The 12,656-nt window shown below is 54.9% G+C and carries 9 protein-coding genes; 3 read left to right on the top strand and 6 right to left on the bottom strand.

Annotation, left to right across the window (positions count from 1 at the left end; translation table 11 throughout):
- Window positions 1-252: 252 nt before the first annotated feature.
- Window positions 253-948 (top strand): CTP synthase, encoded by a 696-nt coding sequence (locus tag ACMGG1_RS01610; protein WP_259218597.1) that lies wholly within the window; start codon window positions 253-255, stop codon window positions 946-948.
- Window positions 949-1,660: 712 nt separating this feature from the next.
- On the top strand, window positions 1,661-5,605 hold the full coding sequence (locus tag ACMGG1_RS01605; RefSeq protein ID WP_414161113.1) for a non-ribosomal peptide synthetase: 3,945 nt from the start codon (window positions 1,661-1,663) through the stop codon (window positions 5,603-5,605).
- 33 nt (window positions 5,606-5,638) lie between these two features.
- Here the strand turns inward: ACMGG1_RS01605 and ACMGG1_RS01600 are convergent, their stop codons facing one another.
- Together ACMGG1_RS01600 and ACMGG1_RS01595 are read right to left on the bottom strand one after the other, a co-directional pair.
- Window positions 5,639-6,328, bottom strand: a complete 690-nt coding sequence (locus tag ACMGG1_RS01600) for an LrgB family protein (protein ID WP_020837140.1) — start codon at window positions 6,326-6,328, stop codon at window positions 5,639-5,641.
- Entirely contained in the window at window positions 6,321-6,743 is a 423-nt protein-coding gene (locus tag ACMGG1_RS01595; protein ID WP_115060649.1) for a CidA/LrgA family protein, read from the bottom strand. The genes ACMGG1_RS01600 and ACMGG1_RS01595 overlap by 8 nt, the downstream gene beginning before the upstream one ends.
- A 138-nt stretch (window positions 6,744-6,881) precedes the next feature.
- On the opposite strand from ACMGG1_RS01595, the gene ACMGG1_RS01590 reads away from it, so the two are divergent.
- A complete protein-coding gene (locus ACMGG1_RS01590; RefSeq protein ID WP_020837142.1) occupies window positions 6,882-7,784 on the top strand; it encodes a LysR family transcriptional regulator in 903 nt (300 codons plus the stop codon).
- Window positions 7,785-7,959: 175 nt separating this feature from the next.
- Here ACMGG1_RS01590 and ACMGG1_RS01585 read toward each other — a convergent pair whose 3' ends face one another.
- The 4 genes from ACMGG1_RS01585 to ACMGG1_RS01570 form a co-directional block, all read right to left on the bottom strand.
- Window positions 7,960-9,609 carry a Na+/H+ antiporter gene (locus tag ACMGG1_RS01585; RefSeq protein ID WP_020837143.1) on the bottom strand — a complete coding sequence of 550 codons (1,650 nt, stop codon included), beginning with the start codon at window positions 9,607-9,609 and terminating at the stop codon, window positions 7,960-7,962.
- A 185-nt stretch (window positions 9,610-9,794) separates the two neighbouring features.
- Window positions 9,795-11,156 carry an NCS2 family permease gene (locus tag ACMGG1_RS01580; protein ID WP_020837144.1) on the bottom strand — a complete coding sequence of 454 codons (1,362 nt, stop codon included), beginning with the start codon at window positions 11,154-11,156 and terminating at the stop codon, window positions 9,795-9,797.
- A 336-nt stretch (window positions 11,157-11,492) separates the two neighbouring features.
- Window positions 11,493-11,900, bottom strand: coding sequence for a VOC family protein (locus ACMGG1_RS01575; protein ID WP_020837145.1), 408 nt, complete (start codon window positions 11,898-11,900; stop codon window positions 11,493-11,495).
- Window positions 11,901-11,947: 47 nt separating this feature from the next.
- Window positions 11,948-12,616 (bottom strand): glutathione S-transferase family protein, encoded by a 669-nt coding sequence (locus ACMGG1_RS01570; RefSeq protein WP_128864510.1) that lies wholly within the window; start codon window positions 12,614-12,616, stop codon window positions 11,948-11,950.
- Window positions 12,617-12,656: the final 40 nt, after the last annotated feature.

Raw genomic sequence — 12,656 nt, 5'->3', positions numbered from 1 at the left:
GCCCGGCCAATGCCGGGCTTAGTTTAGTGGCAAACACCCGAAAAATGGGATTTTCGCATGTTTGGGGGAAACCTAAGGCATAATCCTTTGTTTTTAACCGAATCATCATCATGATTTTAGTCACACAGAATTCCCTCCACAGTCTGAGCCCGGCCAATGCCGGGCTTTTTTGTGCGCCGGATTTAAAAAATTGCGGATGAGCGCCGATCTTTGCTGTAACCTCCTTTTTTACCCGCACAGGAAAAGGAAATGATGAAAGCTCAAGTCCGTATTGCTCTGGTCGGTGACTACCAACCTCAGGCCATTTCTCACCAGGCCATCCCCATTGCTCTCCAGCTCACCGCCTCCCATCTTAACGTCGACATTCAATCCCACTGGCTGCCCACAGAAACCATTACCGACACGTCGGTTCTGCAGGACTACGATGCCATCTGGGTGGTACCCGGCAGCCCGTATAATCATGACGATGGTGCCTTTATGGCTATCCGCCATGCGCGCGAGCAAAACGTTCCCTTCCTGGGCTCTTGCGGTGGTTTCCAATATGCGATCGTAGAGTACGCCCGTAACGTGATGGGCTGGCACGATGCCGGGCATGCGGAAACCGACAGCGGGGGTCGGTTGGTAATAGCTCCCCTGAGCTGTTCGCTGGTTGAAAAAAGCGGGGTCATTATTTTCCAATCCAATACGCTGGCAGCCCGTGTCTACGGCAAGCTGGAAACGCACGAAGGCTACCACTGCAACTTTGGCGTCAACCCGGAGTTTGTCGCCGATCTGCAACGGCACCCGCTGATAATCAGCGGCCACGACAGTGAAGGTGACGTTCGCTCGGTAGAACTACCGGGACACCGTTTTTACGCTGCCACGCTGTTTCAGTCCGAACGTGCGGCATTGCGAAACGAGCTTTCGCCACTGGTGGTGGAACTGATCAGGACCGCGGCAACGGCCTGATAGCCCCTGGGAGGGTCATGGCATAATGGCCCTCCTTGCCTTAATTCCAAACAGGGCCAGGAAAATAAGATAGCGTAAGCTGGTTTGTGATAAAGAAACTTAATTCATTCCAAATTAATTGTTCCGTCATGCGCATGCCATATTTTCACACACCGACCCGACAATAATCTGATAATGCTCTTATTTATTACTAAATAATATATCATTAGAAACCCTGCAGTTTGATGCAAAATTTGTACTCGCGGAGAACCTGGCGATAAATCTGAAGTAGCAAGAATAGCAATAAATTATTGTCATTTTTGATAGGAGATCAGAAGTAAATGAAGCCATCATTACAACGACAACATCCCCTCATAAATTTTTCAGAAAAAAAACGCCGACAACACAATAAAAATAAACCAATTAAGATCAATACATTACACATAAAAAACCCATCGAGACCTCAGAAACCCCCTTGATAACCCCCCTTATTTTTTCTCGTCAAACAATTGAAAATATCTATTTATATCGTTACTAACGATACACAAAGAAATAAATTAAACACAAAACAATTCAATCGCAAACAAATCAAATTTAAATTATTCAAACAAACAATTTAAAATAGTTAATGTGAAATTGGGCGAATTTACCATCACCTCTTATAATGTTCGAGTACTTACCGACTACGCACCTATTTAAGTCGACTCTTTCCTATTTTTATGGAGGTGGTTCCGTGTCCGCTTATTCTCTCACGACGGTACAACAGGCCGTATGGCTCGACCAGACATTAAATCCTGATATTCCTCTCTATAATGTGGGGTGTTTATGGCGAGTGGAGCGGGAGATCTCTTTCCCTCTGTTTAAAGAAGCCATCCAACAGGTTCAGCAACGGCATGATGCATTGCAAACCACCCTGAAGGAAACACCGCAAGGCATCATTCAGCAACCTCTTTCTCAAAGATCCATTGAACTTCACTACACCGACTTTTCGCAGCAAGAAGATGCCGCCAGCCTGGCGCAGAACCATCTGCGTGACATGTTTATCCAACCTTATCAACTCTATGAAGACCTGCTCTGGCGCTGCCATTTAACCAAAATCGATGATTCAACTACGCTATGGTTATTGGCCTCGCACCATCTGATTGCCGATGGCACCTCGATCTCTTTATTAAGCCGTATGATCATGGATCGCTATAAGCAATTAAAAGCTGGGGATAAAAGTGAGGCCAGCAAGTCACACTACGGGGATTTCGTCGTTAGCGATCAGGCTTATCTCCAGTCGTTACGTTATCAACGCGACCGTGACTGGTGGCTGGAACGTTTTGCAACGGCACCAGCTTCTGTGCTGGAGCGGCGACCACATTACACAGAGCAGCAAGCCTATCCCAGCAGTCAAATCATCAAGCGTTTACCGCGTGAACGTTTCCTGCGGTTGGAGCAATATGCAGCTCAGCACGGCGGTTCGGCCATGCATTTTATGGTGGCTCTGTTGGCAAGTTGGTTCGCCCGAATTTGGCAGATGGATAATGTCACCCTGGGCGTCCCGGTGCATAACCGCAGCACTCAGGATCATAAACAAACGCTGGGCATGTTCTCCTCCATGATCCCACTCAATATCGACGTGGATCTGCAGCAGCCCTTTCACCACCTGCTGCGACAAGTGGGCAGCGAGCTGCGCAGATGCTATCGCCACCAGCGCTTTCCCATTGCCGAACTGAACCGTCAGTTGAACCTGCATCAACAGGGAAGACGCCAGCTGTTTGATATCAGCTTTTCGCTTGAGGCCTTCCCAACCGATATCGAGCTGGAGGGAAGCCAGTTCAAGGTAGAAAACATCCATCATGGCTATGAACAGCTGCCATTGGGTATCTATCTGCGCCATTACCACCCGAGTGACGATCCGCTGCTGGAGTTCAACCTCAACCAAGCCTGGTTTAGCGATAAAGACGGTGAACGTATCGCCAGCCGCATCCTGCAAATGCTCGATAGCCTGTTAGAAGGCGATCCTGACCTGCCCCTGGGTCAATTGCCGCTGTTACTGCCCGTTGAACGGCAACAGATTTTTGGCGAATGGAATCATACGCAGCAATCCTGGGCCATGCCGCAGGGCATTCATCAATTTTTAGAGCAACAGGTTCTGCGCACGCCTAACGCCCCGGCACTGTGCTATGAGCAACAACAGGTAAGCTATCTGCAGTTGAATCAGCAGGCGAACCAGTTTGCCGGATTCTTGCGTCAGCAAGGGATACAGCCGGACGATCGCATCGCGGTTTGCGTCAACCGCAGCCCGGAGATGGTGATGGCGCTGTATGCCATTTTAAAATCGGGGGCCGCCTATGTGCCAATCGATCCTGACTACCCGCAGGATCGCTTGCGCCATATGCTGCAGGATTGCGGCGCGAAATTCGTGCTGATTGACGAGGCCGGTGAGCAGGCGCTGCATTCGATCCATGACGTCGTTATTCCGCGTCTGCACCTGCAGCATGATAGTCATCGCTGGCAACAGGGAGCCACGGAAAACCTTGCCCCTTTGGCATCCGATCCGCAACGCAGCCTGGCTTATGTGATTTATACCTCAGGCTCGACAGGAAAACCCAAGGGCGTGATGAATGAACATCGGGGCGTGATCAACCGCCTGCTTTGGACACAGCAAGCCTATCCTCTGACGCATGACGACGTGATACTGCAAAAAACGCCGTTCAGTTTCGACGTTTCAGTTTGGGAATTCTTCTGGCCGCTGATGGTGGGTGCGCAACTGGTCATTGCCAAACCCGGCGGCCATCAGGACCCCGACTATCTGAGCGCCTGCATCGCACAAAACCGCGTCACCACGCTGCATTTTGTCCCTTCGATGCTGCAATTATTCCTGCGGCATGGCGAAATGACACAGTGCGCGTCCCTGCGTCGCATACTCTGCAGCGGCGAAGCCTTGCCCCTGGCGACAGTGCAACGCTGCCTGCAACAGTTGCCTCAGGCGCAATTGTACAACCTCTACGGACCGACGGAGGCCGCAGTGGATGTTTCGAGTTGGCAATGTCTGCCCAATGACGAACGGCCGTTGGTGCCGATCGGCAAACCCATCGCCAATACGCAGCTCCATATTTTGGACCATCAGCTACAGCCGCTGCCGCCCGGCGTCGCCGGCGAACTCCATATCGGCGGTATCCAGGTCGCCCGCGGTTACCTTAACCGCCCGGAATTGAACGCCGAGCGTTTTATTGCCGACCCCTTTAGCCCCGAGTCCGATGCACGTTTGTATAAAACCGGCGATCTCGCCCGCTGGCTGCCGGATGGCAACATTGAGTACCTTGGCAGAAATGATTTCCAGGTCAAGATCCATGGGGTACGTATTGAATTGGGTGAAATCGAACAGCAACTGCGGCAGTGCACAGGTGTGGAAGATGCTGCAATACTGGCAAAGGAAGACGGACAGGGCGGAAAACGGCTGATAGCCTACGTGGTGGCACCGGACGAGAATGTCCATTCGACACAGTGGCGTCAGCAGTTGCAACAGCAGTTACCCGATTTTATGGTGCCCTCCAGCTTTGTCAGGCTGAAAGCATTACCCCTCTCGCCTAATGGGAAGCTGGATCGCAAAGCCCTTCCTGCCCCCGCACCGGTTACGCAAGTTTCACTGCGCTATGAAGCGCCCCAAACTGCGTTGGAAAAACAGCTTGCCGAACTCTGGTCCGAACTGCTGGGCGTTGCGCAAATTGGCCTGGACGATGATTTCTTTGAGCTCGGCGGCCACTCGCTGCATGCCATTCAACTGCTGGTCAAACTGAAACGCCGTGGCTACCCGGTGGTGATAAAAACGCTGTTCGCTCATCCGTCGTTACGCGCCCAGGCGCAAGCACTGGCCAGCGAGAAGGACTCTGACATTGATGCACCGATTACGGCAGCACCGCTACAACAGCTGTTGGCGCGACTGAACCAAACCAGCCTGGCCTTCAAGCAGGTACTGCGGCTTAACCGCACCCAGGCCGCCGACGATATCTGGATGGTTCATCCTGCGGTCACCGGCTGCGATATTTACCACGATCTGGCCAGTTCGCTGGAGGGTGAGTTTAACGCCTTTGGCATTAACAATTACAACCTGTTTATGCCAACGCCCATCACGTCATTACGCGAATTGGCATCATATTATCTCGGCCATATGAAACTGGCTCCCAGCCGCCCCGTGCGCCTTTTGGGGTGGTCGCTAGGGGGGCTGATTGCGCTTGAAATGGCGGCGCAGCTTGAAAGCCGCGGCTTTAGTGACGTGCAGGTCTTCCTGCTGGATACCTTCTACCAAACCGCCTTCCAGCTCCGCAGCGAACCGGGCCTGCTGGCGGCCATGCTGGCGATGCTGGGCATTGATGGCGAGGCCGCCGCCAGAGCGCTACGGGCGGAGCCTACGGAGTTATCTTTGAATAAGGAAAGGCTCAGTGCGCCATTGAGGCACTCACGGATCACGCTATTCAAAGCCACGGAAGACGTGAATTTGAGTATGAGCGACCAAGGGGATGGGCGCGAGCTGCTGGCGATTGCCGACAACGGGCTGTCATCCATCAGCCCGTCTTTGCAGATACAGCCTCTGGCTTGTAACCACCACTCTATTATTTTCAGCCATGAGGAAATCGGTCGTGTTCTGCGCGAGTCTACGCGAGCGCCCGCTGCATCGACCGGTATCCGTTAACGTTCCCCCGCCTGCGGCGCTTGTGCCGCAGGCTCACCACATCAATTGTCCTATCAGTGGGGCGGCAATCACCGTGATAATCCCCGCCAGCATCATCACCAGGCTGGAGACGACGCCTTCTTCCTGCCCCATCTCATAGGCTTTCGCGGTACCGGCGCCGTGCGACGAAGCCCCCAGCCCGGCCCCTTTCGCCAGACTGCTGCGCACTGACAGGCGCAGAAACAGGATGTCCCCCACTGCCATACCGAATACCCCGGTGATCACCACGAACAGCGCCACCAGATCCGGCTGGCCGCCCATCTGTTTGGCGGCCTCCAGCGCAAACGGCGTGGTGATGGATCGCACCGCCAGGCTGCGTTGCACTTCTTCCGGCAAGGTCAGCAGGCGAGCCAGCCACACCGAGCTGTAAACCGCCACCAACACCGCCGTTAGCACCCCGGCGCTGAGCGATAACCAATGGCGACGAATGATATGCAGATTTTCGTAGACCGGCACCGCGAAGGCGATGGTCGCCGGCCCCAATAGCCATAGCAGCCAGTGCGTTTCACCGATGTAGTCCTGGTAGGAAATATGGGTCACCACCAGCAGCAGCACCAGGATCATCGGCGTCAACACCAATGGCATCAACAGCAGGGTACGACGGCGCCGGTAAAGTTTTTTATTGGCGAAGTACAACACCAGGGTTGCCAGAAAGCAGGCGAGGCTAAGGATAAAATCATTCATCGCGTTGTTTACGCCGTTGCAGCCAGACTTCCAGTCTATAGACGCGATCGACCACCAATCCGGTCGCGCCCAGCGTTAGCATGGTGCTGATCGCAATCACCAGGAAAATTTTCCACCCCTCCACCATTAACAGCTGGGCATAGTTCACCACGGCCACCACCGCCGGAACAAAGAACAGCAGCATCTCGGCCAGCAACCAGCGCGAACCGGCCTTGACCCAGTTCAGCGGCAGAATGCGCAACAGGATCAGCGCCAACAACATCAACATGCCAACAATGTTGGCGGGCAGCGGCAGATGGAACTGCTGCACCAATCGGTCGGCAATCAAAAATAACACTGCATATAAAGCAACCTGGATCGGCACCTGCAGCCGGTTCAACAAAGAGGGAGCAGCGTGGCGGAACGCCAATAACATGGGGGAAGGCCTTAAACAAAAAATTCACGGTTTACAGTATACGCAGCCAGGAAACCTCGCCTGAAATGAATTAAAATTATCGACATCATGCCATCAGGGAATAGTTTCCCGACGGTACTTCCCCCAGGAGAATCCAACGTGGATGTCCGCACCCTGCGCTACTTCGTGGAAGTGGTACGCCAGCAAAGCTTTACCCGCGCGGCGGAGAAACTGTTCGTCACCCAACCGACCATCAGCAAGATGCTGCGCCATTTGGAAGAAGAACTGGAATGCACGCTGCTGATCCGCGAAGGCCGCAAACTGCACCTGACCGACAGCGGGCAAGCGGTATACCAGCGCGGGCTGGCGATCATTGATGAGTTCCGCCAATTGGAGGCGGAGCTGGAAGACATCAGTTCGGTTAAAAAAGGCGTGCTGCGGCTGGGTATTCCCCCCATGGTCGGCCGGCAGATTGCCGATCTGATCCGTCAATTCCGCCAAACCTACCCTGGCATCGAACTGAAAATCTCCGAGCTGGGTGGGCTGTCGGTGGAGCAGGCGGTGATGTCCGGCGAGCTGGATCTGGCGATGACCATACTGCCGGTCGATTCGGATCAACCACTGACCTTCCTGCCGTTACTCGTCCACCCCATGTGCGTGGTTGCGCCGCGTACGCCACACTGGCTTAATCGCACCAGCATCAATATCACCGAGTTGGCTAACTGGCCGATCCTGCTTTATAACGAGGACTTCGCGCTGTACAAAATGCTGATGAAAGCGTTCCGTCAGGCCGGGTTTGAGCCACAGATTGCGGTGCGCAGCGGACAGTGGGATTTTTTGGCTTCGATGGTACAGGCCGGGGTCGGCATCGCCACCCTGCCGGAGCCGGTCTGCCAATGGCTGGATAAGGAAAACCTGATCTGGCTGCCACTGGAACCCCGTATGGAATGGAAAGTCGGGTTGATCTGGCGGCAGGGCAGCTACCTGTCGCACAGTGCACAGGCCTGGATAGCCTGCTGCCGCGACTACTGGCCCGCAGCCAGTACCAGTCACCACAAATAACAAGGGCCGCATATGCGGCCCCAGACTGCTGATAATTCCTTTGTACTTAAAAGTCATGGATTGCGTGCTGATAAAAACAAAGGATGATGTCTTCAGTTTTACCCCAAACACCCGAAAACCACGCTTTTCGGGTGTTTGTCATCAAATCAGGGCCGCATATGCGGCCCCGTGAGTATTATCCTTCTCGCTCTATCAACAGCGCTTCCAGCAGGTCGAGATCGTGCAACAGCTTTTGCAGCGTCTCGTTGCTGATTTTTTGCGTAGCGCGCAGGTGATATAGCTCACCGCGCTCAGCGCGTAGCGCCGTCAGGCGGAAACGACGCTCGAGGTTTTCCAGCATCAGCGCATTCTCGATATCGTCTTTGGTGGTGATACGGCGCCGCAGCGTCCCCACCACTCGCGAACTGATCTCTTTCAGCACCTGCGGATCGAGGTTTTCCTCGGTATCAACCGCCAACCGCTCTTCCATTTTGTTGATGCTTTCGATCGCCACTTCAGCCGCCATGGCGATTGCCATCCGCTCTTCGCTTTTGCTGACGCTCTTATCCGCCACCTGAACGCCGCGCAGCAACAGCGGCAGCGCCAGTACGCCGGCAATCAATGAAAGCAGGATCACCCCAGCGGCGATAAACACCAGTTGGTAACGCGCCGGGAAGGCGGTGCCGTCACTCAGCAACAGTGGAATTGATAGCACACCGGCCAGCGTAATCGCCCCGCGTACCCCGGCAAACGACGCTACCCACAGTTCGCGGGTGGTGTAATCGCCGAACTGCAACGGCCGTTTTTTCATAAAGCGACGGCTGGCGTTTTTCATCAGCCACAGCCAGGTAAAACGCAATACCAGCAGCGCCGCGTAGATAATCGCCACGTCGGCAAACAGGTACCAGGTCTGAATGGTCGGATCCAGCTCCGCCTGCAGGATAGAGGTTTCCAGGATCCCCGGCAGTTGCAGGCCCAACATGATGAACACCATGCCGTTGAACACAAACTCCAGCATCGCCCAGACGCTGTTGGCGCGCAGGCGCATCGCCAGCGGCGCGTTGCGGATCACACCGGACTGGCTGATGGTCATCCCTGCTGCCACCGCCGCCAGGATGCCGGATACGCCAATGTGTTCGGCAATCAGGTAAGAAGCAAAAGGTAACAGCAGCAGGAAGACTATCTGCGTCGCCGGGTCATCGCCGCTCCAGCGGCTCATGATCCGCAAAGATTTACTGTAGAGCCAGGTGACCGCTACGCCGGCCAGCAGGCCGCCGATCGCCACCTTGAGGAATTCGAGCGTCGCGCCGCCCACGGTAAACACCATGGTGCCCATCGCCACCGCGATAGCGAATTTGAGTGAGACCAGGCCGGACGCATCGTTCATCAGCGCCTCGCCTTCCAGCACGCCCATGATCGGCTTCGGAATACGCCCTTTACCGACGATGCCGGACAGCGCCACGGCATCCGTTGGCGACAGCACCGCCGCCAGCGCAAACGCCGCCACCAGAGGAATGCCCGGCACCATGGCGTAAATCAGATAACCGACGCCAACCACGGTGATCAGCACCAATACCAGCGCCAGGCCAAGAATTTCACGACCGTGGTGCAAAAACTCCCGCGTCGGGGTTTTCCAGCCATCGGCAAACAGCAGCGGCGGGATAAACAGCACCAGGAACAATTCAGGGTCAAAGTCGACGTGCAACCCGAAATGCGGCCAGGCCAACAGGGCCCCGATACCGATTTGCATTAACGGCAGCGGCACCTGGAACGGCAACATGCGCGTCACCACCCCGGACAGGGAGACCACCAGGATTAAAATGAGGATTGTAAAAAAGATTTCCATGCTTTCCTTAGACTCTTGGGTTCAGACTACATCTCTGATGTATACCCGATAGTAGATCACTTTTTTTACGGCGGTTAAAGCTTGTTGTGCCTTTCAAAATGCAGCATCGGCAGAAGGAGATTTATCTGAATAGGGTATGAGGGCAAACATCCCCCGCCAGAGCGACGGGGGAAACGACATAGCGGTTAGATTGCCCAGCCGCCGGCATAGAATGCCACCAGCGCCACGGCGATCAGCACGGTGCCGATATTCAGCCGACGCCATTCGCCGGAGAAGATGCGGCCAATCACCAATGAGCTGAAGCCCAGCATGATACCGGTGACGATATTGCAGGTCAGCACGATAAACACGGCGCACAGCAGGCCGGACATGGCATCGACAAAATCATTGAAGTCCAGCTTGGTGACGTTGCTCAGCATCAGCAGGCCAACGTACATCAGCGCCGGTGCGGTCGCGTAAACCGGCACCAGATAAGACAACGGCGACAGGAACAGGATCAGCAGGAACAGCAAACCGACTACGGTTGCTGTCAGACCGGTTTTACCGCCCGCAGCCGTGCCCGCTGCGGATTCGATATACACCGCCGCCGGGGCCGCACCGACCAGACCAGAGAAAATGCTGCTCAGGGAGTCCGAAGTCAGCGCCTTGCCGCCGTTGATGATTTGCCCGTCTTTATCCAGCAGGTTGGCCTGACCGGCCACCGCACGGATAGTACCGGTAGCGTCAAATACCGCGGTCATCACCAGCGCCAGCACGCTCGGCAAGACCACCGGCTGCAATGCGCCCATGATATCCAGGCTGAAAATCAACGAATTGCCGTTGGCATCCGCCAGGCTTGGCATCGCGAATAAGCCCTGGTATTTCACCGCCGGGTCAAACACCAACCCCACCACCGAAATAGTGATGATCACCAGCAGGATACCGCCGGGAACGCGCAGTTTTTCCAGCCCGAAAATCACCGCCAGCCCGAGCAGCGTCATCACTACCGGGAACGAAGTGAATGCGCCCAAAGCCACCGGCAGGCCGTCCAGTGGGTTTTTCACCACCAGGCCAACGCCGTTAGCGGCGATCAGCAACAGGAACAGACCAATACCGATGCCGGTACCATGAGCGACGCCCATCGGCAAATTACGCAGGATCCAGGCGCGAATACCGGTTACCGAAATAATGGTAAAAAGCACCCCCATCAGGAATACCGCCCCCAACGCCACCGGAATGCTGATGTGTTGGCCCAGCACCAGACTGAACGCCGTGAAAGCGGTCAGGGAAATCGCACAGCCGATGGCCATCGGCAAATTGGCCCATAACCCCATCAGCAACGAACCGAGCCCCGCCACCAGGCAGGTGGCGACAAACACCGCCGTAGGCGGGAAGCCGGCTTTGCCCAGCATGCTCGGTACCACGATCACCGAGTACACCATCGCCAGGAAGGTGGTTAGCCCCGCCACCACTTCCTGACGCACGGTGCTGCCGCGCGCAGAAATATTAAAATAACCATCAAGCCCGCCTTTTGGTTTAACGGCGTTATTCGCTTGAGAATTCGACATGTTGCTGTCCCCTGTGTTTCATTGCCAGCCCGTTTAAAGAGGCTTGTTATTCCGCCCACGCATGTTCATTAGGGTAACGTTTGCTTTTCTGCCCTTTGCTCACGTCGCCAATGGGCGTCGCATCAAAGGCAAACGTTTAACTCACAGTGAATGGTGCGGGTAATTTATGGTGGTTTATTCAAGGCAAACGATTATCCAGCCTTCCATACCGTCTGATCAACCAAAGATCGCGCCAATTTATGCGGAAAAGCACTGGGATCAATCATTATCGAAAATACGGTATTTGTCTCATAGGTAAATCCGATGGGAAGGCCCCCCTTTCGGAGGGCAAAACGACTACTGAGCCTGGGCCGCCTTTTCATCCATGTACATCAGTTCCCAGATGTGTCCGTCCAGATCCTGAAAACCGTGTCCGTACATAAAGCCATAATCCTGCGGCTGATTATAGGTATTGCCGCCGGCGGCGATCGCTTTGCGCACCAGATCGTCCACCGCTGCCCGGTTAGGCTGCGACAGGCATATCAGCACTTCGGTCGCCTTTCTGGCATCGCTGATCGGGTTCGGGGTGAACATTTTGAATTTGTCGTGGGTCAACAGCATCACATAGATGCTGTCGCTGACCACCATGCAGGCGGCGGTGTCATCGGTGAACTGTGGATTAAAGCTGAAACCAAGACGAGTGAAAAACTCGATGGATACGGGCAAATCGCCCACCGGCAGGTTAACAAAAATTTGCGTAGCCATGGGCTACCTCCGACGAAGAGTGACCTCATCGAGTATAGCCCACCCGCTCATTTCAGCAGATCATAAGGCCCGCCCTGCTCCAGCGCCCGTTGGTAGGCCGGCCGCGCATGGATACGCTGGAGATAGTCGCGTAGCTTTGGACAGCCATCCAATGCGCCACGTGCCGCCATCGCTTCCAGCGGAAAACTCATCTGGATGTCCGCTGCGCTGAATTCATTGCCGACAAACCAGGTGCTTTTTTCCAGGTGCTGTTCAAGATAGTCGCGGTGCGGAGCAATCTGTTTATCGAGATACTCCCGCTGTACGCCTTTGCCAATAGCCCCTGCCACTGGCCGTAACAGCCAGGGAATGGGCGGCTGGCCCAAGCGGCTAAACACCAGCTTCATCACCAACAGCGGCATCAGTGACCCTTCGGCATAATGTAGCCAGTAACGATACTGTTGCCGGGCATGATAGTCGGTGGGGATAAACTGCCCCTGCGCATCGTAGGCTTCCTGCAGATATTCAATAATGGCGCCGGACTCCGCCAGCGTAAGATCGCCATCGACAATCACTGGCGACTTGCCGAGCGGATGGATCTTTTTCAACTCCGCAGGCGCCAGCATGGTTTGCGGATCGCGCTGATAGCGCTGCACCTGGTACGGCACTCCCAATTCTTCCAAAAACCACAGGATGCGCTGCGACCGCGAGTTATTTAGATGGTGCACGATAATCATGGGGCTTCTCCACTCTGTTGCCACACCCGTTATATGTCGA

It is taken from the genome of Serratia sp. BNK-12, assembly GCF_047456085.1.
Classification (GTDB): domain Bacteria; phylum Pseudomonadota; class Gammaproteobacteria; order Enterobacterales; family Enterobacteriaceae; genus Serratia; species Serratia liquefaciens.
Note: the sequence above shows the minus strand (reverse complement) of the source record. Positions and strands in the feature narration are given on the sequence as shown.

Coding starts and splice junctions, on each gene's coding strand:
- ACMGG1_RS01600 (WP_020837140.1), bottom strand. CDS start 6,328: ATGAATGATTTTATCCTTAGCCTCGCCTGCTTTCTGGCAACCCTGGTG.
- ACMGG1_RS01575 (WP_020837145.1), bottom strand. CDS start 11,900: ATGGCTACGCAAATTTTTGTTAACCTGCCGGTGGGCGATTTGCCCGTA.
- ACMGG1_RS01595 (WP_115060649.1), bottom strand. CDS start 6,743: ATGTTATTGGCGTTCCGCCACGCTGCTCCCTCTTTGTTGAACCGGCTG.
- ACMGG1_RS01610 (WP_259218597.1), top strand. CDS start 253: ATGAAAGCTCAAGTCCGTATTGCTCTGGTCGGTGACTACCAACCTCAG.
- ACMGG1_RS01580 (WP_020837144.1), bottom strand. CDS start 11,156: ATGTCGAATTCTCAAGCGAATAACGCCGTTAAACCAAAAGGCGGGCTT.
- ACMGG1_RS01570 (WP_128864510.1), bottom strand. CDS start 12,616: ATGATTATCGTGCACCATCTAAATAACTCGCGGTCGCAGCGCATCCTG.
- ACMGG1_RS01585 (WP_020837143.1), bottom strand. CDS start 9,609: ATGGAAATCTTTTTTACAATCCTCATTTTAATCCTGGTGGTCTCCCTG.